Here is a 22,223-nt window from a genome sequence, read left to right as displayed (position 1 = left end):
GCCGGCGCCGCCCCGTCGTCGCCGTCGGCAGCGGGGACGGCGGCGGCCGGGGCGCATGCCGCCGCGCGATGAGGGCGGTGGCCGGTCGTCGCGTGCGTGGTCGCCGCGCCGTCGTTGTGCCGCTTTCTGCCGTCTCGCGAGGCAGTGCGTGCTGACCGCGCCCGTGATGACGCTGCGCGAGCGGCGCCGCAACCTGCTGATCGAGCTGTTGCTGTTGTTCGCCATCGGCTACAACTTCCTGCTCGCGCTGGTGAACGCCAAGGTGTTCCGGGTCAGCCCGGCCATGACCTATGTCGCCGAACTGGGGGTCTACGGCGCCTGCTTCGTGATCGGCCTGTGGGCGCTGGACCGCAAGCGCACCGCGCTGGTGTTCACCGGGCTCGCGGCGATCGTGCTGCTGATGCTGGCGCGGCTGTTCCTGGTCTGGTCGATCGATCCGAAGTTCTTCCGCGATGCGCTGATCCCGTTCGCGTTCCTGGTGCTGGGCGCGGCCTATACCGGGTCGCTGCCCAAGCTGTTCCTGCGCATGGCGCTGATTGTGTCGCTGGTGGCGCTGTTCGAGCTGGCGCTGCCCAAGCTGTACGGCGACGTGGTCAATCCGAAGAGCTACTTCGTCAATGCGCGCGGTGCCGCGGCGTCCAGTTTCTGGAACGCGGACAGCAACCTGTTCGTCAGCGCGACGCGGCCGGGCGCGCGCAACTTCCTGCCGTCCTCCAACCTGCCGCGCGCCTCCTCGGTGTTCATCGAGCCGGTGACGATGGGCAACTTCATCATCTTCTTCACCGCGATCCTGCTGACTTTCTGGCGCTGGATGCGGCCGCTGGCCATCGCTGCGTCGGTGGCGATGATCGGTTTCCTGATCGTGGCCTCGGACGGACGCCTGGCCGCCGGCACCTGCGTGATGATGGTGCTGCTGACCCCGCTGCTGCGGCGCATGGATCAGCGCCTGGGCTTTCTGATCTTCTTCGGCGTGCTGCTGGGCGCGTGGCTGATGGTGTGGGCGTCCGGCATCCAGAGCTACGAGGACACCACCCTCGGGCGGGTGTTCTTCACCGTCTATTCGATCCGCAACATGACCCCCGAATCGTGGCTGGGCCTGGATGCCCAATCGCCGTACACGTATTTCGACAGCGGCATCGCCTATTTCATCTCCTCGCAGTCGGTGGTGATGGTGCTGGCGTTCCTGGTCGCCTATTCGTTCGCGATGCTGATGCGCACGATCGAGGGCCAGCTGTTCAAGAACCTGCTGATCTTCGCGTTCGCGCTGAGCCTGCTGGTGTCCAACGGCTATTTCTCGATCAAGACCGCGGCGCTGTGGTGGTTCGTCTGCGGCTGCCTGTGGCAGATGGTGCCGCGGCGGCGCGAACTGGACGTGCTACCGCCGGCCACTGATACGCAACGACCTGAGGCGGTGGCGACATGAGCGCAGCGACGCAGCCGTTGCAGACGGTGCTGGCCGAGGAGCCGACCAAAACCGGTGTGCGCGGGACCCGCGCCGCGCGCGATGCGCGCATCGACGCGGCCAAGGCGCTGGCGATCCTGCTGGTGGTGTTCGGCCATGCCAAGGGCATCCCGCAGGCCTATGTGATCCTGGCCTACAGCTTCCACGTGCCGATGTTCTTCGTGCTGTCCGGCTGGGTCGGGGAGGCGTTCGGCAAGCGGCCATTGGGCGTGGCGACCTGGACCAAGCTGGCGCGCAGCCTGCTGTTGCCGTACCTGGCGTTCTTCGTGGTCGCGTACGCGTACTGGATGCTGACCCGCAACATCGGGTCCAAGGCGCAGCTGTGGGGCGACCGGCCATGGTGGGAACCGTTGCTGGGCCTGGTCAGCGGCATCGGCCCCAAGCTCTACGTGATGCCGGCGCTGTGGTTCCTGCCGGCGCTGTTCGTGACCACGCTGGCCTATCTGTACCTGCGCCGGCGCCTGTCGCTGGACGTGCTGGCGCTGCTGTCGCTGCTGCTGGCCTGGGGCTGGGCGATCTGGTTCCCGACCCAGGACTACCGGCTGCCGTTCGCGCTGGATGTGCTGCCGGTGGCGTTGTGCTTCTTCGCGGTCGGTGCGGCCGCGGCCAAGCGCAGCGCGCGCCTGCCGTGTAGCCGAATGGGCAATGCGCTGGCGGCGTTGCTGCTCGGCGCGGCATGGTTCGCGATCGCCTGGAACAACGGCCGGGTGGACGTGAACATGATGAAGTTCGGCCATTCGCCGCTGGCGTTCCTGGCGGCGAGCCTGCTCGGCAGCGCGATGGCGCTGTGCGCGGCGCGACTGGTGCAGGAATGGGCCTGGGTGCAGTGGATCGGGCGCAATACCTTGCTGATCCTGTGCACGCATACGCTGCTGTTCTCGGTCATGGCCGGTGTCGCCAGCCGCACCGGCCTGGTCCGCGGCGATGCCTGGGGACTGGCCTGGGCGGTATCGGTGGGTGTGCTCGCGGTGATCGCCAGCGTGCCGATCCGCGCGGTGATCGTGCGCGTGGCGCCGTGGATGATCGGGCTGCGCCGCGAACCGGCCAGACAGGAGGCGCCCTGATGGCGCCATCGCAACAACGCTGTGCGCTGTCGCACGGGAGCGCTCAATGAAAGTGGTACATGTCGTGCGCCAGTTCCATCCGTCCGTGGGCGGCATGGAGGAGGTGGTGCTGAACATCGCGCGGCGGCATCTGCAGCAGGGCCGAGATCAGGTCGAGGTGGTCACCCTGGACCGGGTCTTCACCCGGCCGCAGGAGCGGTTGGCGCGACACGACGTGTACCAGGGCGTGCCGATCGTACGCGTGCCGTTCCGCGGCTCCTCGCGCTATCCGTTGGCGCCGCAGGTGCTGGCGACGCTGCGCGGCGCCGACCTGGTGCACGTGCACGGCATCGATTTCTTCTACGACTTCCTGGCCTTGACCCGCCTGCTGCACGGCACGCCGATGATCGTGTCCACCCACGGCGGGTTCTTCCACACCACCTATGCCTCGCGGCTGAAGATGCTGTGGTTCAAGACGCTGACCCGGGCCTCGGCCTGGGCCTACGCGCGGATCGTGGCGACCAGCGAGAACGACGGCCAGGTGTTCTCCGCGGTGGTCGCGCCGCAGCGCCTGCGGGTGATCGAGAACGGCGTGGACGTGAGCAAGTTTGCCGGGCAGGGCAGCGCCTCGCCCGGACGCACGCTGATCTATTTCGGGCGCTGGTCGGTCAACAAGGGCCTGCTGGAGACGCTGGACCTGCTGCGCGCGCTGGCGGCGCAGGATCCGGCGTGGCGGCTGATCGTGGCCGGGCGCGAGTACGACTTCACCCATGCCGACCTGCTGCAGGCGATCGCCGAGCGCGGCTTGCAGGAGCGCGTGCAGCTGCACGTGGCGCCGTCGCAGGAGGAACTGGCGCAGCTGCTCGGCAGTGCGCAGTATTTCGTGTGCCTGTCGCGGCACGAGGGCTTCGGCCTGGCCGCGGTCGAGGCGATGAGCGCCGGCCTGCTGCCGGTGTTGAGCGACATCCCGCCGTTCGCGCGGTTGGTGCGCGAATCGGCGCAGGGCGTGCTGGTGGACCCGGCCGACGCGCAGCGCGCCGCCGACGCGGTGCAGGCCTATGCGGCCGCCACCGACGCTGCGTTCGCCGCGCAGCGGCAGGCGGCGATGGCCTATGCGCAGCGCTACGACTGGGAGCAGGTGGTCGGCGCGTACCTGGACGAGTACCGCGCGGCGCTGGGCACTGCGGAGGGCGTGCGATGAGCGTGGAACCGCGCTGCAGCGGCGATGCGCGCGTCCCCGGTCCGCCGATCACCGTGTTGCTGTCGACCGAACGGCCGGCCGCGACCACCAACCCGTACCTGACCCAGCTGTACGCCGCGTTGCCGCAGCAGGTGCAGCTGCGCTTCTTCTCGATGCGCGCGGCATTGCTGTCGCGCTACGACGTGCTGCACGTGCACTGGCCGGAATACATGATGCGGCACCGCAGCGGCCTGGGCACGCTGGCCAAGCAGGCGTGCATGGCGCTGCTGCTGCTGCGGCTGTGGCTCACCGGCGTGCCGCTGGTGCGCACGCTGCACAACGTGGCCCCGCACGAGGACAAGGGCTGGCGCGAGCGCCAGCTGCTGCGCTGGACCGATCGGCTGACCGCGCGCTGGATCCGCATCAACGCGACCACGCCCGAGCGCGCGCCGGCCACCGACACCATCCTGCACGGCCACTATCGCGACTGGTACGCGGCGATGCCGCAGCCGCCGCGGGTACGCGGGCGGCTGCTGCATTTCGGCCTGCTGCGCCCGTACAAGGGCGTGGAAACGCTGGTGGCGACGCTGCAGGCCTTGCCCGATCCGACGCTGAGCCTGCGCATCGCCGGCAATCCGATCAATCCGCAGATCCGCGCCGTGGTCGAGCAGGCCTGCGCCGCCGATCCGCGGATCAGCGCGCGCCTGCAGTACGTGGAGGACGAGGTGCTGGCGCGCGAGGTCGGCGAGGCCGAGCTGGTGGTGTTGCCGTACCGGCAGATGCACAACTCCGGCACGCTGTTGCTGGCCTTGTCGCTGGCGCGGCCGGTGCTGGCGCCGTGGAACGAAGCCAATGCGGCGATCGCCGCGGAGGTCGGGCCGCAGTGGGTGCTGCTGTACCGGGGTGAGCTGGATGCGGCGCAGCTGGCGGACGCGCTGGCGCAGGCGCAGCGGCTGCCGGCCGATGCGACGCCGGACCTGTCGCGGCGCGACTGGAGCGCGATCGGCGTGCAGCATTACCGCAGCTATCTGGACGCGCTCGGCCAGCGCGTCGAGGCGCTGGCATGAGCGTGGCCGGAGCGCCGCCGCCGGCCGCGCCGCCGGAACGCAGCCTGGGGTCGCGCGCGGCCGGCGGCGCGGCGGTGACGATGGCCGGGCAGCTGGCCAAGATGGTGGTGCAGTTCGGCGGCATCGTGTTGCTGGCGCGCTTGCTCACGCCCTACGACTACGGCCTGATGGCGATGGTCACCGCGATCGTCGGCATGGCCGAGATCCTGCGCGACTTCGGCCTGTCCTCGGCCGCGATCCAGGCCAAGCACGTCAGCCGCGAGCAGCGCGACAACCTGTTCTGGATCAACAGCGGCATCGGCCTGGTGCTGGCGGTGGTGGTGTTCCTGTCCTCGTCGTGGATCGCACACTTCTATCGCGAACCGGCGCTGCTGGGCATCTCGCAGGCGCTGGCGGTGACCTTCCTGCTCAACGGCATGACCACCCAGTACCGCGCGCACCTGAGCCGCGGGCTGCGATTCGGCCAGGTATCGCTGAGCGACGTCGGCGCGCAGGTGCTGGGCCTGATCGCCGGCGTCGGCGTGGCCCTGGCCGGCTACGGCTACTGGGCGCTGGTCTGGCAGCAGGTGGTGCAGGCGCTGGTCAACCTGGCCATCGCCGGCGCCTGCGCGCGCTGGCTGCCGCGCGGCTACCGCCGCGATGCGCCGATGCGCGCGTTCCTGAGCTTCGGCTGGAACCTGATGGCCGCGCAGCTGCTCGGCTACGCCAGCCGCAACGTCGGCCAGGTGATCATCGGCCACCGCATCGGCGCCGAGGCGCTGGGCCTGTACAACCGCGCGTTCCAGCTGCTGATGATGCCGCTGAACCAGATCAATGCGCCGGCCACTTCGGTGGCGTTGCCGGTGCTGTCGCAGCTGCAGGACGATCCGCCGCGCTTCGGCAGCTTCCTGCTGCGCGGGCAGACGGTGATGGTGCACCTGATCGTGGCGCTGTTCTCCTTCGCCTGCGCGCTGGCGCTGCCGCTGATCGTGCTGGTGCTCGGCGAACAGTGGCGGCCGGCGGTGCCGCTGTTCCAGGTGCTGACCCTGGGCGGCATCTTCCAGACCGCGTCCTACGCCACCTACTGGGTGTTCCTGGCGCTGGGCCTGATGCGCCAGCAGCTGGTGTATTCGGTGGTCGGGCGGGTGATGCTGATCGCCTGCATCTTCGCCGGTTCGATCTGGGGCGTGATGGGGGTGACCGTCGGCTACACCCTGGGCCTGCTGGTGATGTGGCCGCTGTCGGTGATCTGGATCGCCAAGGTGGCGCCGCAGGTGCCGGCGCTGGAGCTGTTCAACAACGGCCTGCGCGCGATCCTCGGCTATGGCGCCTGCGGCGTGGCGGCGTACTTCGCCGCGCAGCAGTGGGGCGGCGGCTCGCTGTGGCAGCAACTGGCGGTGGGCAGCGCGGCGATGGCGCTGGGCTGCGTGCTGGTGTTCGCGCTGTGGCCGGCGTTCCGCCGCGACGTGATGGCGATCCTCAACATGCGCACGCTGCTGCGCGATGCCAGGGCCAAGCGATGACCCGCGGCCAAGCGACATTTCCCGAGACCCCTTCCCGCAAAGGAGCGATGCCATGAGCGATTCTTCCGCGTCGGCGACGCTCGCCGCGGCACCGGCCGCGGCCATTGCCGGACGCCCGCCGTGCTACCTGGTGCTGTCGGCGCACGACTACCGCACGCCGCGCCGCGCCAACATCCATTTCATCGCCGACGAGCTGGCCAAGCGCGGCACCACGCGTTTCTTCTCGCTGCGCTACAGCCTGCTGTCGCGGCTCAAGGGCGACCTGCGCCTGCCGCTGGACGCCACCGCCAACACGGTGGTCAAGCACAACGGCGTGGACTGCTACCTGTGGCGCGCGCCGCTGCACCCGTTCAACACCCGGCGGCGCTGGCTGCGGCCGCTGGAAGACCTGATGTTCAAGCTGTACGCGGCCAAGCCGCCGGCCACGCTGCTGCGCTGGATGCAGGAAGCGGACGTGATCGTGTTCGAGAGCGGCATCGCGGTGGCCTTCATCGAACTGGCGGCGCGGATCAATCCGACCGCGCGCAAGGTCTACCGCGCCTCCGACGGACTGAGCACGATCAACGTCGCCGACTACATCGAGCGCGAGTTCGAGCGGGTGGCGCCGAGCCTGGACGTGATCGCGCTGGTGTCGCCGGCGATGGCCGACGAGATCTCCAGCCGCCACAACGTGTTCCACGTCGGCCACGGCGTGGATCACAACCTGGACACGCTTGGCGATCCGTCGCCGTACGCCGAGGGCATCCATGCGGTGGCGGTCGGCTCGATGCTGTTCGATCCGGACTTCTTCGTCGCCGCCAGCCGCTCCTTCCCGCAGGTCACCTTCCACGTGATCGGTTCGGGCATGGGCCGCGCGCCGGGCTACGGCGACAACGTGGTGGTGTACGGCGAGATGAAGCACGCCGAGACCATCCGCTACATCAAGCACGCGCGCTTCGGCATCGCCCCGTACGCCTCGGAACAGGTGCCGGTATACCTGGCCGACAGTTCGATGAAGCTGCTGCAGTACGATTTCTTCGGCCTGCCGGCGGTGTGCCCGAACGCGGTGGTCGGCCGCTATCCGTCGCGTTTCGGCTACACGCCGGGCGACGAGGCCTCGATCGTCGCCGCGATCGGACAGGCGCTGCAGGCGCCGCACGAGCGCCATCGCCAGTGCCTGAGCTGGTCGGACACCACCGACCGCGTGCTCGACCCGGCGGCCTATCCGGAAACGCGGATGTTTACAGATAGCCCGGCCTGAGACGCCGGCAGTCCGCCACTACCGAACGAATACCGTATGCGCATCTGGAGGAGGAGCCCGCATGTCCGCATTGCAAAAATGGATTGACTACGAAGAACGGCGTGCGCTGTTCTGGTGGAAACCGAAGAACGGGGAGATCAATGTCGGCGATCACCTGTCCAAGATCATCGTTTCCAATGTCCTCGGCCAGCGCGACCGCACCCTGCTGGACAAGCGCGACAAGCGCAAGCGCCTGATCGCGATTGGCTCGGTGCTGCACTTCGCCAGGGATGGCGACACGGTGTGGGGCAGCGGCATCAACGGCAAGATTCCTGCCGACCGGCATACCTTCCGCAGCCTCGACGTGCGCGCGGTGCGCGGCCCCAAGACCCGTGCGTTCCTGCGCGAGCGCGGGCTGGAGGTGCCGGAGATCTACGGCGATCCGGGGCTGCTGATGCCGCTGTTCTTCCCGCGCGAGGCGCTGGCGCCGCCGGCCACGCGGCAGCCGTTCCTGATCGTGCCGCACTTCAACGAACCATCGGACAAATATGCGCGCTACAAGGACCAGCTGGTGTTGCCGAACCGGCAACCAGCCACGTTCGTGCGGCAACTGCTGGGCGCGGAACTGGTGGTGTCCAGTTCCTTGCACGGCCTGATCCTGGCCGAGGCCTACGGCGTGCCGTCGGTCTACCTGGATTGGGGCAATGGCGAGGACCGGTTCAAGTACGACGATTACTACCACGGCACCGGACGCATGCAGTGGCATGCCGGCCACAGCGTGGAGGAGTGCCTGGCCTTGGGCGGCAACGCGGGTTTCGATCTGGACAGCGTGCAGCGCGGTCTGTTGGACAGCTTCCCCCATGACCTCTGGTGACCGCCAGCCCGAAACCCAGGAGGTGATGGCGCTGGGCGGCTATCCGATCCTGCGCACCACCGAAGCGGCGTTCGCGCATGCGCTGTTCCAGGCGCGCGCGCGCGGCGAGCAGCGGCAGGTGTTCTTCGCCAACACCAACTTCGTGGTGCAGTGCCAGGCGTTGCGCGCGCGGTTGCGCGCGCCGGACGTGCGCATCGTCAACGACGGCATCGGCATGGACCTGGGCGCGTTGCTGGTGCACGGCCGGCGCTTCGCCGGCAACCTCAACGGCACCGACCTGATCCCGTACCTGTGCCGGCACAGCCAGCGGCCGCTGCGCTTCTTCCTGCTCGGCGGCCGTCCGGGCGTGGCCGAGTCCGCCGCGCAGATGCTGCGGCAGACGCTGGGGCAGGACGTGGTCGGCACCTGCGACGGCTACGCCGAGTTCGCCGCCGCCGGCGCCGGGTTGACCGATCGCATCAACGCCAGCGGCGCCGACGTGGTGCTGGTGGCGTTCGGCAATCCGCTGCAGGAAACCTGGATCCTCGACAATGCCGCGCAGCTGCGCGCGCCGTTGCTGTTCGGGGTCGGCGCGTTGCTGGATTTCCTGTCCGGCAAGGCGCAACGCGCGCCCGAATGGGTGCGGCGGCTGCACATGGAGTGGATGTACCGGTTGCTGCGCGAGCCGCGCCGCCTGCTCAAGCGCTACAGCTGGGACCTGCTGGTGTTCTTCGGCGTGTGCCTGCGCAATGGCCGGCGCCTGGATCAGGGGACGGCGGTGCCGGAAATCCAGCGCACGCCCTGAACCGCGCCGCAGCGATCACGCATCGGCGCGTGCACGGAAGGAAGTGCCGGTGCGTGCGGCCGGATCGGGCCGGCACACAGTGCCGCGTGCGATCGGTTGGCACAGCACGATGGGCCACGCGACCGTGCGCAATGGCCTATTCCAATCGCGCTGGCGAACCCTAGACTGACGCATGGCCACCGCATCCTCTTCCCGTATCCAGACCCTGCTGCGCGACCTGTCGCTGCAGCCGCATCCCGAAGGCGGGCACTATGCCCGCGTGCATACCTCCACGCTGCAGGTCCAGCACGAGGGCACGACGCGTCCGGCCTGCACCGCGATCCGCTTCCTGTTGGTGCACGGCGAACACAGCGACTGGCACCGGATCGATGCCGACGAGACCTGGCAGTGGGAGGAGGGCGGCGCGCTGGAACTGCTGAGCTTCGATCCGCAGCACGGCCTGCAACGCCATCGGCTGGACGCCAGCGAACGCGGCGGCCTGCCCGCCGCGGTGATCGCCGCCGGCAGCTGGCAAGCGGCGCGGCCGCTGGACGACTATTGCCTGGTGCGCTGCGTAGTGGCGCCGGGCTTTCTGTGGGAACGCTTCGAACTGCTGTCCGCTGCCGATCCGTTGGCCGCGACACTGCCCACGCTGGCAGTCTGAACAACGTCGCGCCGGGTTCGGCGCCGATCCAATTGCTGGAGTGTGGCCGGATGCGTTTGGCGAATGCGGTACGAGGCGGCTGTGCCGCGGTGTTGCTGGCATGCGCGGCGCTGGCCGCGGCGCAGCCGGGTCCGCCGCCGGCAGTGCAGGCCGCCGCGCCGCCGGTGGTCGACCTGGATGCGGTGCTGGTGACCGGCCGCCAGCCTGGGCCCGGGCTGTGGCAGGTGCGCCGTGGCGAGCATGTGCTGTGGATCCTGGGCACGGTGTCGCCGTTGCCCAAGCGCATGCAGTGGGAATCGGGCGAAGTGGAGCGGGTCATCGGCCAGTCGCAGCAGGTCATCGCCGCGCCGACGCTGTCGCTGTCCTCCGATCTGGGCGTGTTCCGCAGCATGCTGTTGCTGCCGTCGCTGCTGAAGGCGCGGCGCAACCCGGACGACAAGACCCTGCAGCAGGTGCTGCCGGCGGATCTGTATGCGCGTTGGCTGCCGCTGAAGGCGCGCTACCTGGGCCGCGACGGCAGCGTGGAAAAATGGCGGCCGGTCTTCGCCGCGCAGGAGCTCTACGAGGCGGCGATGCGCAAGTCGGGGTTGAGCATAGCCAGCGTCACCGAGCCGGTGATCGCGCGCGCGGCCAAGCGCGCCAAGGTGCCGATCGTGCCGGTGGTGGTGGAAGTGAAGGTGCCCGACGCCAAGCGCGCGCTGCAGGAATTCCGCGCCACCTCGTTGAACGACAGCCGCTGTTTCGCGCGCACCCTGCAGGTCATCCAGGGCGACCTGGAGACGATGCGCCAACGCGCCAATGCCTGGTCCGAAGGCGATCTGGACGCGCTCTCCGGGTTGCCGGGCAACGACCAGTACCGGGTGTGCGTGGATGCGGTGAGCGAAGCGGCGATCGCGCGCAGGCTGGGCCTGGGCGACGTGCGCGGGCGTGTGCGGGACAAGTGGCTGGAGACGGCAGAGCGGGCGCTGGCGCAGCACCGTTCCAGCTTCGCGGTGTTGTCGATGCAGACCTTGCAGGAGGCCGACGGCCCGCTGGACCGGCTGCGCGCGCGCGGCTACGAGGTGATCGCGCCCTGATGCGCCGACGTGCGGCGCACGCTACTGGCCGCGCCGCACCTGCCGCTCCCGGCATGCCGACCCTCGCCGGCGGTCAGCCGGCCGCGGTGCGCGGCGTGCTGGCGCCGGCGGCCAGTTGCGGCCAGCGCGCCAGCACCGCGGCGCGGATGCCGGCGGCGTCGATGCCGGCTTCGGTCAGCAACTGCTCGCGGCTGGCGTGGTGCTGGAAGGCGTCGGGCAGGCCCAGGTGCAGCACCGGGCGCAGCACGCCTTCCGCATTGAGCAGTTCGGCCACGCCGGAGCCGGCGCCGCCGGCCACCACGTTGTCCTCGATGGTCACGAAGCCGTCGTGGCTGCGCGCCAGTTCCAGCAGCAGTGCGCGGTCCAGCGGCTTGACGAAGCGCATGTTGACCACGCTCAGGCCCAGTTCGCGGCCGACCTGTTCGGCCGCCGCCACGGTCGCGCCGAACGCCAGCAGCGCCAGCGTGGCGCCCTGCAGGCGCAGCTGCGCCTTGCCGATCGGCAGCGTGTCCAGCGCCGTGCCGGGCGCCACGCCGGGGCCGGTGCCGCGCGGGTAGCGCACCGCGGCCGGGCCGGCATGCTGCAGGCCGGTGCTGAGCATCTGCCGGCACTCGGCCTCGTCGGCCGGCGCCATCACCACCAGGTGCGGCACGCAGCGCAGGAAGCTCAGGTCCAGGTTCCCGGCGTGGGTGGCGCCGTCCGGGCCGACCACGCCGCCGCGGTCGATCGCGAACAGCACATCGAGTTTCTGCACCGCCACGTCGTGCACCAGCTGGTCGTAGCCGCGCTGCAGGAAGGTCGAGTAGATCGCCACCACGGGTTTGGCGCCCTGGGTGGCCATGCCCGCGGCCAGCGTCACCGCGTGCTGCTCGGCGATCGCCACGTCGAAGTAGCGCTGTGGGTATTCCTTGCTGAAGCGCACCAGGCCCGAGCCCTCGCGCATCGCCGGGGTGATCGCCAGCAGCGCCGGTTCGGCGGCGGCCATGTCGCAGATCCACTCGCCGAACACGTCGGTATAGGTCGGCGCCTTGGCCCCCGGCTTGGACACCAGGCCCTTGCTCGGGTCGAACGGGCCGACCGCGTGGTAGCCGATCTGGTCGCCCTCGGCCAGTTCGTAGCCCTTGCCCTTGGTGGTGATCACGTGCAGCAGCTGGGGCCCCTTCAGCGTCTGCAGGGTCTTCAGTGCGCCGATCAGCGCCGGCAGGTCGTGGCCGTCGATCGGGCCGGTGTAGTGGAAGCCCATCTCCTCGAACAGCGTGGACGGCACGAACATGCCCTTCCAGTGCTCTTCCCAGCGGCGCACGAAGCGCGCGGTGGGATTGCTCTTCTTGTCGCCGAGGATCTTCTTGCCGCCCTCGCGGATCGCATTGAGGGTCTTGCTGCCGCTCATGCGGCCGAGCATCTTGGTGACCCCGCCGACCGCCTCGGAGATCGACATGCGGTTGTCGTTGAGGATCACCAGCAGGTTCGGCTCAGGCTCCATGCCGCCGGCGTGGTTCAAGGCCTCGTAGGCCATGCCGGCGGTCATCGCGCCGTCGCCGATCACCGCCACCACCTTGCGTTCGTCGCCGGCGCGCTGCAGCGCGATGGCCATGCCCAGCGCCGCGGAGATCGAGGTGGAGGAATGGCCGACGCCGAAGGTGTCGTAGTCGCTTTCCTCGCGCTTGGGGAACGGCGCCACGCCGTCGGCCTGCTTGACCGTATGGATCTGGTCGCGGCGCCCGGTCAGGATCTTGTGCGGGTAGGTCTGGTGGCCGACGTCCCACACCAGCTGATCCACGGGGGTGTCGTAGAGGTAGTGCAAGGCGACGGTGAGTTCGATCACGCCCAGGCCGGCGCCGAAATGGCCGCCACTCTTGCCGACGCACTCGATCAGGTAGGCGCGCAGCTCCTCCGCGATCGCCGGCAGCTCGGATTCCTCGAAGCGGCGCAGTTCGGCGGGGATCTGGATGCGCGAGAGGCGCGGATAGCGGGTGGGATCGATCATCGGAATCTGGATTCAGCGGACCGATCATTTTCCTCCCCATTCCGAAGACGGGCAAGCAAACCGGTTCAGCTGGGCGCAGCGCGGGCCGTTGCGGGGACCGGGTGCGGCAATCCGTCGCAGGCAAGGGCGCCGACTGCGCCGCCGTGGCGGGTCAGACCGACAGCTTGGAGCGCTTGGGCAGTTGCGCCTTCAGGAACGACATCTGGTCGGCCAGGATGTTGCGGTTGGACAGGATCAGGTGCTCGATCCAGCTCGGCCGGTAGGGCACCGCCAGCAGCGGCATCGACGCCTGCTGCGGGGTGCGGTTGCCCTTGCGCGAGTTGCAGTGGAAGCACGCGGTGACCACGTTCTCCCAGGTGTCGCGGCCGCCCTTGGACACCGGCAGCACGTGGTCGCGGGTCAGTTGTGGGCGGCTGAACTGCTGGCCGCAGTACAGGCACAGCTGCGCGTCGCGGGCGAACAGCGCGGTGTTGGTCAGGGTCGGGGTGGGGTCGAGCGCGCGCGAACGGGCATGGCCGCGCGCGGCGATGATCGGATGCAGGTGCAGCACGCTGCGCTCGCCGCTGGCGCGCGACATGCCGCCATGGATGTGCATGCACGGCTCGCCCAGGGTCCAGGCCACCGCGCCGCGCGCATACAGGCAAGCGGCCGATTGCCAGTTGATCCAGTCCAGCACCCGGCCGTGCGCGTCGAGCGACAGCAGGCGGACCGAAGGCAGGTGGGCGGGGGGCGGCGGCAACGACGCGCCGCCGGCCGAAGCGGCGAAGGCTCCGGTATCGATCAGACCAAGCGTTGTTGTGTCTGTCTCCATCGGGAAAACAGCTTATACCCGATTGTTGACGATTTGTGTATCGCACCGGGACGGATCTGCGCGACCGGCGCATGCGCTGCCGGTCGCGCCTTGCGCAGGGTTCAGAAGTGCGCGTCGGCCATCGCCATCAGCGGTTCGGCGCCGGCCTCGATCACCGCGGCGTGGGTCAGCGTGCGCGGCAGCAGCTTGGCGTAGTAGAAGCGCGCGGTCTCGCGCTTGGACTGCTTGAACGCCTCGCTGTGCGCCGATGCCTCGGCCGCGGCGACGCTGCGCGCCCACCAGTAGGCCAGCACCACGTAGCCGGAATAGAACACGTAGTCGTAGCTGGCCGCGCCCAGCTCGTCGGCATTGCCGGCGGCGCGCTGCAGGATGCGCTTGGTCAGCGCCGCCCATTCGCCGGCCTTCTCGCGCAGCGGCGCGATGAACTCGGCCACCGCCGGATTGTCCGCGTGCTCGCCGGCGAAGGCCTCGATCTGCGCCAGGAACAGCTTCAGCCCGGCGCCCTGGCTGGACGCGGTCTTGCGCCCGATCAGGTCCAGCGCCTGGATGCCGGTGGTGCCTTCGTACAGCGTGGTGATGCGCGCATCGCGCGCCAGCTGCTCCATGCCGTGCTCGTGGATGTAGCCGTGGCCGCCGAAGCATTGCAGCGCGTGATAGGTGTTCTCTACGCCCCATTCGGTCTGGCAGGCCTTGGAGATCGGGGTCAGGAAACTGACCAGCACGTCGGCCCGCTCGCGTTCGGCCGGGTCCTGCGCATGGTGGGCGACGTCGATCAGGGTCGCGGCGTGCAGCGCCAGCAGGCGGCTGCCTTCGGTCAGCGCCTTCACCGTCAGCAGCATGCGGCGCACGTCCGGATGCACCAGGATCGGGTCGGCCGGCTTGTCCGGCAGCTTGGCCCCGGTCAGCGAGCGCGACTGCAGGCGCTCGCGCGCATAGCGCAGGGCGTTCTGGTAGGCGCGCTCGGACAGGCCGATGCCTTGCAACCCAACGCCCAGGCGTGCGGTGTTCATCATCGTAAACATGGCCTGCAGGCCCTTGTGCGGCTGGCCGACCAGGTAACCCTGCGCGCCGTCGAAGTTCATCACGCAGGTGGCCGAGCCGTGGATGCCCATCTTGTGCTCCAGCGAGCCGCAGCGCACCGCGTTGCGCTCGCCGACGCTGCCGTCGCGGGCGACCTTGAACTTGGGCACCACCAGCAGCGAAATGCCCTTGGCCCCGGCCGGCGCGTCCGGCAGCCGCGCCAGCACCAGGTGCACGATGTTGTCGGTGAAGTCGTGCTCGCCGGCGGTGATGAAGATCTTGGTGCCGCTGACCGACCAACTGCCGTCGGCGTCGGGTTCGGCGCGGGTCTTGAGCAGGCCCAGATCGGTGCCGCAGTGCGGTTCGGTCAGGCACATGGTGCCGGTCCAGCGGCCGTCGACCAGCGGCTTCAGGAACACCTCCTGCTGCCAGGCCTCGCCGTGCTGCTTCAGCGCCTCGACCGCGCCATGCGACAGCAGCGGGAAGTTGCCCCAGGCCAGGTTGGCGGCGTTGACCATTTCGTTGAGCGGCACGCCCAGCGTGTGCGGCAGGCCCTGGCCGCCGAATTCGACCGCGGCGGTCAGGCCGGTCCAGCCGCCGTCGGCGAACTGCCGGTAGGCCTCGCGGAAACCGGGTGCGGTGGTGACCGCGCCGGTGGCCGCGTCCAGCGTGCAGCCATGCTCGTCGCCGACCCGGTTCAGCGGCGCCAGCACCGTGCCGGTGAAGCGCGCGGCTTCCTCCAGGACGGCATCGACCACGTCGGCGGTGGCGTCGGCGTAGCCCAGGCGGGCGAACAGGGCCTCCACCTGCAGCACGTCGTGCAGCGCGAAGCGCAGGTCGGTCAGCGGGGCTTGGTAGGTGCTCATGCGGTCGCTCGGAACAGAGGCCGCGGCGCGGCCGAGATGCGCAGGATACTACGGCGTATGGATGTGGGGCCGGATTGGGGATTGGAGATTCGGGATTCGTAACGGCGATCGCGCGGTGTGGATGGATCGAGGCCCGCAGCTGGCTTTTACGAATCCCCAATCCCGACTCCCCAATCACGGCTTTCCATGCACCGTGACTGTCGCAGTCATGCCCGCGGCCAGGATGGTGCCCTCCGGCACGCTGGCCGGGTCGATGCGCACCCGCACCGGCACCCGCTGCGCCAGGCGGATCCAGTTGAAAGTTGGGCTGACGTCGGCGAGCAGCGAGGCGCTGGTCGGGTTGTCGCTGTCGGCGATGCCGCGGGCGATGCCTTCGACCCGTCCATGCAGCAGCACCCCGCCGCTCATCAGGCGGATGTCGGCGCGATCGCCGACGTGCACCTGCGGCAGTTTGGTCTCCTCGAAGTAGCCGTAGACCCACATCGCGTCGTCGCGCACCAGCGCCAGCCGCGCGCCGCCGGCCTGGGCGTAGTCGCCGACGCGCACGTCCAGGTTGGTGACGTAGCCGTCGGCGGTGGCGCGGACCTGGGTGCGCTGCAGGTCCAGCGCGGCCAGGTCGACCGCGGCCTGGGCCTGCTCCACCGCCGCCAGCGCCTGCGCCTGTGCGGCGCTGGCCTGGCCGCGCACGGCGGCGGTGCGGTGCACGTCGGCCTGCGCCGAGCGCGCGGTGGCCTCGGCGTCGGAGCGGGCCTCGGCCGAGATCACCGCCGCGGCGCGGGCGCGGCGTTCGGCCTGCGCGCGGCGCATCTGGAATTCGGCCTCGCTCGCCGCCTGGCTGGCGGCCGCGGCGGAGATGCTGGCGCCGGCCGAGCGCGCCTGCGCCTGCGCCGCGGCCAAATCGGCGCGGGCCTGCGCCAGGGCCAGCTCGAAGCGCCGCCGATCGACGCTGAACAGCACGTCGCCGCGCTTGACGTGCTGGTTGTCGGTCACCGCGACCGCATCGACCAGGCCGGACACGTCCGGGGCGATGCGCACCACTTCGGCGCGCACGCGGCCGTCGCGGGTCCACGGCGACAGCATGTAGTGGCGCCACAGCGCATGCGCGAGCAGGGCGGCGATCAGCACGACCGCGGCGGTCAGGGCGAAACGGATCAGGGCAGGGGTCTTCATGGCGGGACTCACGGCAAAAGGAGCAGGCCGCACGCGGCGAACACGGCGACGTACAAGGCCAGGCGGAACAGCGGCGGGTGCCAGGCGTAGCGGTACAGCCCGGCGCGGCCGGCCAGCGCGTCGACCGCCCAGGCGGCGAACAGCAGCAGCACCGCCAGCACCAACAGGCCGGGCACGTACACGCCGGCGATCGAGATTTCAGCGGGCAGCGACATCGGCGGCTCCTGGCGAGGGCGGGGCGGGCGGGTGCCCGCTGGCGAGTGCGGCAAGCACCGAGTCGGCATCGAGCAGAGCGCCGCGCAGCAGGTGCAGGTGCTCGCGGGTGCGTTTCCAGCGCAGCGGCACCTGGCCGTCGACCCGGCTCGCGGCCAGCGCCGCGTCGATGCGCTGCAGCGCCAGGCGGTGCCGTGCCGGCGAGGGCGCCAGGTACAGCGCGGCCAGCGCCTGCACCGCGGCGTCCACGTCGGCCGCCAGCGCGGCCGGCAGGTCGCCGTCGGCGGCGTCGCGGCGCAGCTCGACCAGGGTGCGCCCGGTCTCGTGCACCGACAGCGCCCAGCCGAGCAGGTCGCGCAGTTCGTCGCTGCCCGGCGGGGTATGCGCGACGATCTGCTGGAACAGGTCGCGGTTGACGCTTTCCAGGCGCAACTGCAGGCCGGGCAGCGGCGCGCGCGCGGCCAACGTGGTCTGCCGCCGCAGCTGTTCCAGCAGGCGCCGGCGATGCCAGCGAGTGCCGATCACCGGCGGCACGAACACGAACGCCACGCTTACCGCCAGCGTGCCCAGCAGCAGCGGCACCACGCTGTTGAAGGTGGCGACGGCATCGAAGTGCGGCGTGGGCTGCACCGCCAGGATCGAGATGAAGGCCAGGTTGGTGCCGGTGGCGAAGCCGAACAGCGCCGGCTTGGAGGCCAGGTACAGGGTCAGCAGCAGGAACGGTGCGGTGCCGGCGACGAACAGGACGTAGCCGTCCATCTGCGGCAGCACCAGCAACTGGCAGACCGCCCCCAACGTGGCGCCGAACACGAAGCCCTTGAACAGCGAGCGCGCCGCCGCCGGCGCGTTGGCGCTGGACGACAGGATCGCGCTCAACGCCACCGCCTGGAACACCGCGGTGGCGCCGCTGATCCAGCCGGCCTGGATCCACAGCCAGCACATCGCCGCCACCAGCAGCGCGCTGCGCAACGCGGTCAGCGCCGCCGCCGCGTAGTCGTTGCCGCGCAGGAACACCGCGGTGTCGCCGCCGGCCTGCGGCGTGCGCCACTGCTGCGGGGCGACCAGCGCGGCTTCGGCGGCGACGTAATCGTGCAGCTCGCCGAAGAAGCGCCGCAGCAGCGACACGCCGGTATCAAAATCCTCATAGCGCGCGCTCGGCAGGGTGTCGCGTACCGCGGCGGCGCGAGGTGCCAGCGCGTCGCGGCACTCGGCCAGCCGGCGCGCGGTCTCGGCGGTGCGCTCGCGGCCGCCGCGCTCGCTCAGCGCCGCCTTCAGCGGCCGGTACAGGCCGATCAGCGCATCGGCGACCTCGCCCTCGGCCTGGCGCAGCAGGCGGTTGATGTAGTGGTGCAGCGACTGGAAGCTGGTGGACACGGCCATGAAGCGCTGGTTGAGCAGGCGCAGGCGGCCGCTGCGCACGCGCGCCTCCGGGTCTTCGAACACCACCGAGCTGCGCAGGTCCTCGATCTCCACCGCGTCGCGGACGAAGCGCAGGTGCGCCTGCTCCATCGCCGCGCGCGGCAGCTGGCCGCCGGTGGCGTCGCGGACGAAATCGAGGAAGCCGTCGTAGGCGCGGCGCACGGTGTCGCGCAGGGTCTGGCGCAGGCGGCTGGGGAACACCACGTCGCTGACCACGCCGGTCACCAGCAGCCCCAGCAGCACCTCGGTCACGCGCGCGACCACCAGCGTGAACACGTTCTCCGGCTGGTTCACCGCCGGCAGCGCGATCAGCGCCACGGTATAGCCGGACAGCACGAACGCGTACGCCTTGAAGTTGCGGTACAGCAGCGCGCCACCGGTGCACAGGCCGATCCACAGCGCCAGCGCCAGCACGAACAGCACCGGCTCCTGCGGAAACAGCGCGACCATCGCCAGCGCGGCGACGCTGCCGATCAGTGTGCCCAGCACGCGATAGAACCCCTTGGCGAACACCATGCCGGTCTGTCGGTGCATCACCACCACCACGGTGATCATCGCGGTCATCGGCGAGGACAGGTCCAGGCGCAGCGCGATCCAGCCGGCGAGGTAGATCGACAGCAGCGTGCGCAGCACGAACAGCCAGGCGTCGCCTTCGCCGCGCAAGGCCTCGGCCAGCAGCGTGCGCAGGCGCTGCGGCGCCGCGCCTGCGGGCGCGCCGGTGCCGGCATCGGCGCGGTGCGCGCTCATGCGTCGCGCTCCACGCCGCGCAGCAATGTCTTCAACAGGGCTTCCAGTTGCGCCAGTTCGGCGCGCTGCAGGTGCTGCGCATAGCCGCTGAGCTGCGCGAACACGTCGGGCATGAACGCTTCGATCAGGCGCTCGCCCTCGGCGGTCAGGCGCAGCAGCAACATGCGCCGGTCCTCGGCGCTGGGGCTGCGCTGGATCAGGCCCTTGTCGACCAGGTGGCTGGTCAGGCGGGTGATGTTGGCCGATTTCTCGCTGGCCGCGTCGCTCAGCTGCGACGGGCTCAGGGTTCCGTCGGGACTGGCGTCGATCATCATCAACACGTTGTATTCGGAGTAGTTCAGGCCATAGGCGCGCAGCAGGTCGTTGCCCTGGTCCAGGATCAGCTTGTGCAGCAGCTTGATCAGGCGCACGACCGTGGCCGCGTCGCGCGGGAAACCCGGATGCTTGCGGCCGGTGACGTCCAGGCGCTGTTCGGTGGCACCGAAGCGGCTCATGCGTAGCTGCCTATTTCGTACATATGTATATATTACATTTATGTAGTAATTTGGCGGTAATGGCAGCTGAACGTGCCCAGGTTCGTGTGGAGCGTTGAGGTTTTCCGGCTCGTCGATGCTCCGGTGCTGGCGCGATGGCGGAGACCCGCCGAAGGCTGGACATGGGGCAGGTGGGGCGCTGGCGATGGCCAGTACAGCAGCGGGCCCGCGAAGGTCGTGGCTGCGATCGGTGAAGCGCCGGTCGACGGCATGGCGTCGACCGGCGAGGTTCTGGGCGAGTTGCTGGCTCGGTGATGGCGCGCTTGGCGCAGTGCGAGCCGGCAGGTTGCCGGTTCAGCTAAGGTCTTGGCGATGTAGATACAGCGCCAGCCGCAGCGCTTCGCCGCGCTATGCCGTGCAATCGCTGCAGAGCAAGTTCAAGCTATTTCTTTATCAAGGAGACATTCTGCCCAGGACGCAGGCCGGCGCAGGTCGCATGCCGAATACCGGTAATACCGCAGTGCCCGCGCTGCAGCGCCGGCAGCGCGGTGGTTGGCGTCAACGCAGGACGCCGTCCAGTCCAGGCGCCGGGCTGAGCATGTTGCGGGTGTCGATCTCGAAGTTGCGCTGCTTCTTCTCTTCCGGCGTCGCATCGATGCTGCCCTTGAGCGTGTACTCGAGGCTGCGGCGACCTGCCAGCGCGTCGGCGACGGCGATGCGGGCGGCCGAACTGGGGCGCAGCGCGATGCTGACCACGTCCGCCGTTTCCGGTCCGATCGAGATCCCGGGCGCGGTCTGCACGGTCCCGGCGGCTTCGCCGCCCACGCCCAGTTCCAGGCGCACGGTGTCGTAGCGCATCGGGATACTGCTGTAGTTCTGCAGGCGCAGGTCCACCTTCCAGCTGCCGTCCATGTTGACGGTGAGCTGCTGCACGCTGGCGGCTGGGTCGGACACGCGGCGCACCATGCCGTCGCCGCAGGCAGCCAGCAGCGCAGTGCACAACACGAGCAAGCCGAAGCGAAGCCGCTGACCCATGACCGGATTCCAGGACGTGAAGATCGGCGAAGAATACTACGGCGCCTGGGCACTGCGTGGTGGGGCGGGCACGCCGAAGGCGTGCGCGTGGACGCTGGACATTCCTGTCGGCAGGAGGTTCCGGCAGAGGCTCGCCGTCTCGTGGCGTCCCGTCGCCATGCGCGCCGTGTCGCGGTACCGCAGCGCAGCCATGCCGGGCGCGGTCTCGATCGGCGGCGCGCGCTACAGCATGGGCGGGCAGATCGGCGCCGCAGGCTCGCTGCACCTGCACCTGCACCTGCGCGAACTCGTCGGCTTGGTCAGCGCCGCAGCGCTGGTCGCAGCGCCACCGCTCCTGCGAACCGGTAGCGCGGCACCCGCATGTGCAGTGCGATCCCACCTGCAAGGCAGATCATGCGTCTCCGGTAGCAGATGCGGCAGTAGTCCTTCATAGCGCGCCGGCTGAAACAAAGGATCTGACGTGCCACCGCCAGCGGCACAGAACGCTCCGGTGGCAGAGGCTTAGACGCCGGTGGCGCGGGATCCTTCCACGTCGCGCTGTCCTCGGCGACCTGGTCCATGACCATTGCCAGCGGCATCCGTGCCGTGCATGGACCAGGCACCGAGGACGCCCGCAGCATGGCGCGCGCCGCCGTCCGGCACAGTCGGCGCACGCCCTGCCGTGCGGTAGGGAAATTCCGGAAACACCACACTTGCCCAATTCCGACAGCATCGCTATGATGCGCGTCCTCGCACCGGTCCTGCCGCGTTGCGCAGTGGCCGAGTAGCTCAGTTGGTAGAGCAGGGGATTGAAAATCCCCGTGTCGGCGGTTCGATTCCGTCCTCGGCCACCATTACACCAAGGGCCTGCAGAAATGCAGGCCCTTTTCTTTGCGGCAAGCGCTGCCGCACGATTGCGTCGTGCCGCCGCATACGCGCCGAGGGCTGCGACCGCGTTGCCCGGGCTTCCGCGGTACATGCCTGCGCGGGCGCCAGCGCTGAGCGACACGATATGCCGATTTCCGCACGTCACTCATGTTTTGTCCGATGCCGTTGCCCCGCCTTTCTGCCTCAGACGCGACCATTTACAGGACGTCGCACGTACGGGGGCGCATGTTCACGCGCCGTAGACAAATGATGGGATGCGGCCTTTTTTCGGGATATACCGCTCAACTACTGGCCGCGGCTGTCGCAATCATTGGGTACATGGCCAACAGGGGAAGCCAATGAACAGCGGATTGTTGCGGTTTTGCTTGTGTGTCATGGCCTGGGCGTTTGCGGGAGCTGCGAGCGCCGCTGCAACAGCGGATGTTTCCGATGCGGATGCCGCCTCCCAGGCGGGTGTCGGCAACGGCGCGCCGTACATCGAGCAGATCGGTGCCGAATGCGTGCAGGTCAACGTGTACCTGCATCACCGCGATGGTGTCGCCGAGCAGGTCGTCCTGCGCGAGCCGGTGGAGTGCGGCGGCCACAGCGAGGATCTCGCAGTCGCCGATCTGTTCCCCTGACGCCTGGTGGCGCGTCGATTCTGAGTTCCGGTCCGGCGCCAGCGGTTCAAACAGCGCCAGCGTCTGCCGGTCCGTCGCGCTGAGCTAGCGGCGCCAGCGCGACCCACCCGGATGCCATGGCGTGCGGAAGGCGCGCACGCATCGC

20 protein-coding genes and 1 tRNA gene are annotated in these 22,223 nt (G+C 69.6%); 13 read left to right on the top strand and 8 right to left on the bottom strand.

Features of this window, described 5'->3' with window-relative positions; translation table 11 throughout:
• Window positions 1-166 precede the first annotated feature (166 nt).
• The 10 genes from NUG20_RS13020 (at window position 167) to NUG20_RS12975 (ending at window position 10,850) form a co-directional block, all read left to right on the top strand.
• Window positions 167-1,423 (top strand): polysaccharide biosynthesis protein GumE, encoded by a 1,257-nt coding sequence (locus NUG20_RS13020; protein ID WP_263398476.1) that lies wholly within the window; start codon window positions 167-169, stop codon window positions 1,421-1,423.
• Window positions 1,420-2,526, top strand: a complete 1,107-nt coding sequence (locus NUG20_RS13015) for an acyltransferase family protein (protein WP_263394893.1) — start codon at window positions 1,420-1,422, stop codon at window positions 2,524-2,526. Before NUG20_RS13020 ends, NUG20_RS13015 begins: the two co-directional genes overlap by 4 nt.
• A 46-nt stretch (window positions 2,527-2,572) precedes the next feature.
• Window positions 2,573-3,706 (top strand): glycosyltransferase family 4 protein, encoded by a 1,134-nt coding sequence (locus NUG20_RS13010; RefSeq protein WP_263394892.1) that lies wholly within the window; start codon window positions 2,573-2,575, stop codon window positions 3,704-3,706.
• Entirely contained in the window at window positions 3,703-4,752 is a 1,050-nt protein-coding gene (locus NUG20_RS13005; protein ID WP_263394891.1) for a glycosyltransferase, read from the top strand. The genes NUG20_RS13010 and NUG20_RS13005 overlap by 4 nt, the downstream gene beginning before the upstream one ends.
• Window positions 4,749-6,254 carry a lipopolysaccharide biosynthesis protein gene (locus NUG20_RS13000; RefSeq protein ID WP_263394890.1) on the top strand — a complete coding sequence of 502 codons (1,506 nt, stop codon included), beginning with the start codon at window positions 4,749-4,751 and terminating at the stop codon, window positions 6,252-6,254. The genes NUG20_RS13005 and NUG20_RS13000 overlap by 4 nt, the downstream gene beginning before the upstream one ends.
• Before the next feature lie 52 nt (window positions 6,255-6,306).
• Complete coding sequence (locus NUG20_RS12995; protein ID WP_263394889.1) at window positions 6,307-7,494, top strand: GumK N-terminal domain-containing glycosyltransferase; 1,188 nt, start codon at window positions 6,307-6,309, stop codon at window positions 7,492-7,494.
• A gap of 61 nt (window positions 7,495-7,555) precedes the next feature.
• Window positions 7,556-8,347, top strand: a complete 792-nt coding sequence (locus tag NUG20_RS12990; RefSeq protein WP_263394888.1) for a polysaccharide pyruvyl transferase family protein — start codon at window positions 7,556-7,558, stop codon at window positions 8,345-8,347.
• Window positions 8,334-9,131 (top strand): WecB/TagA/CpsF family glycosyltransferase, encoded by a 798-nt coding sequence (locus tag NUG20_RS12985; protein ID WP_263394887.1) that lies wholly within the window; start codon window positions 8,334-8,336, stop codon window positions 9,129-9,131. The genes NUG20_RS12990 and NUG20_RS12985 overlap by 14 nt, the downstream gene beginning before the upstream one ends.
• 172 nt (window positions 9,132-9,303) lie before the next feature.
• Window positions 9,304-9,774, top strand: coding sequence for a cupin domain-containing protein (locus NUG20_RS12980; protein WP_263394886.1), 471 nt, complete (start codon window positions 9,304-9,306; stop codon window positions 9,772-9,774).
• 89 nt (window positions 9,775-9,863) lie between these two features.
• A complete protein-coding gene (locus tag NUG20_RS12975; RefSeq protein ID WP_263394885.1) occupies window positions 9,864-10,850 on the top strand; it encodes a TraB/GumN family protein in 987 nt (328 codons plus the stop codon).
• A 73-nt stretch (window positions 10,851-10,923) separates the two neighbouring features.
• Here the strand turns inward: NUG20_RS12975 and dxs are convergent, their stop codons facing one another.
• The 8 genes from dxs to NUG20_RS12935 all read right to left on the bottom strand — a co-directional run bounded on the left by dxs (window position 10,924) and on the right by NUG20_RS12935 (window position 20,591).
• Window positions 10,924-12,837 (bottom strand): 1-deoxy-D-xylulose-5-phosphate synthase, encoded by a 1,914-nt coding sequence (dxs, locus tag NUG20_RS12970; protein ID WP_263394884.1) that lies wholly within the window; start codon window positions 12,835-12,837, stop codon window positions 10,924-10,926.
• A 151-nt stretch (window positions 12,838-12,988) separates the two neighbouring features.
• Window positions 12,989-13,648: an HNH endonuclease gene (locus NUG20_RS12965; protein WP_263394883.1), complete on the bottom strand. Its 660-nt coding sequence runs from the start codon at window positions 13,646-13,648 to the stop codon at window positions 12,989-12,991.
• Window positions 13,649-13,749: 101 nt separating this feature from the next.
• Window positions 13,750-15,534, bottom strand: coding sequence for an acyl-CoA dehydrogenase C-terminal domain-containing protein (locus NUG20_RS12960; RefSeq protein WP_263394882.1), 1,785 nt, complete (start codon window positions 15,532-15,534; stop codon window positions 13,750-13,752).
• Window positions 15,535-15,708: 174 nt separating this feature from the next.
• A complete protein-coding gene (locus NUG20_RS12955; RefSeq protein ID WP_263394881.1) occupies window positions 15,709-16,704 on the bottom strand; it encodes an HlyD family secretion protein in 996 nt (331 codons plus the stop codon).
• An 8-nt stretch (window positions 16,705-16,712) separates the two neighbouring features.
• Window positions 16,713-16,913, bottom strand: coding sequence for a DUF1656 domain-containing protein (locus tag NUG20_RS12950; protein WP_263398475.1), 201 nt, complete (start codon window positions 16,911-16,913; stop codon window positions 16,713-16,715).
• A complete protein-coding gene (locus NUG20_RS12945; RefSeq protein ID WP_263394880.1) occupies window positions 16,903-19,083 on the bottom strand; it encodes an FUSC family protein in 2,181 nt (726 codons plus the stop codon). Before NUG20_RS12945 ends, NUG20_RS12950 begins: the two co-directional genes overlap by 11 nt.
• Window positions 19,080-19,577 carry a MarR family winged helix-turn-helix transcriptional regulator gene (locus tag NUG20_RS12940; RefSeq protein ID WP_263394879.1) on the bottom strand — a complete coding sequence of 166 codons (498 nt, stop codon included), beginning with the start codon at window positions 19,575-19,577 and terminating at the stop codon, window positions 19,080-19,082. Before NUG20_RS12940 ends, NUG20_RS12945 begins: the two co-directional genes overlap by 4 nt.
• Window positions 19,578-20,114: 537 nt before the next feature.
• Window positions 20,115-20,591, bottom strand: a complete 477-nt coding sequence (locus NUG20_RS12935; protein ID WP_263394878.1) for an LEA/WHy family protein — start codon at window positions 20,589-20,591, stop codon at window positions 20,115-20,117.
• On the opposite strand from NUG20_RS12935, the gene NUG20_RS12930 reads away from it, so the two are divergent.
• The 3 genes from NUG20_RS12930 to NUG20_RS12920 all read left to right on the top strand — a co-directional run bounded on the left by NUG20_RS12930 (window position 20,590) and on the right by NUG20_RS12920 (window position 22,078).
• On the top strand, window positions 20,590-21,024 hold the full coding sequence (locus tag NUG20_RS12930; RefSeq protein ID WP_263394877.1) for a hypothetical protein: 435 nt from the start codon (window positions 20,590-20,592) through the stop codon (window positions 21,022-21,024). The two genes, NUG20_RS12935 and NUG20_RS12930, sit on opposite strands and share 2 nt — an antisense overlap.
• 324 nt (window positions 21,025-21,348) lie before the next feature.
• A tRNA-Phe gene (locus NUG20_RS12925) sits at window positions 21,349-21,424 on the top strand.
• 372 nt (window positions 21,425-21,796) lie between these two features.
• Window positions 21,797-22,078 (top strand): hypothetical protein, encoded by a 282-nt coding sequence (locus NUG20_RS12920; protein ID WP_263394876.1) that lies wholly within the window; start codon window positions 21,797-21,799, stop codon window positions 22,076-22,078.
• Window positions 22,079-22,223 lie beyond the last annotated feature (145 nt).

Source organism: Xanthomonas sp. CFBP 8443, from assembly GCF_025666195.1.
Lineage (GTDB): Bacteria > Pseudomonadota > Gammaproteobacteria > Xanthomonadales > Xanthomonadaceae > Xanthomonas_A.
The sequence above is the reverse complement of the archived record's forward strand: the minus strand, read 5'-3'. Positions and strand labels throughout refer to the sequence as shown.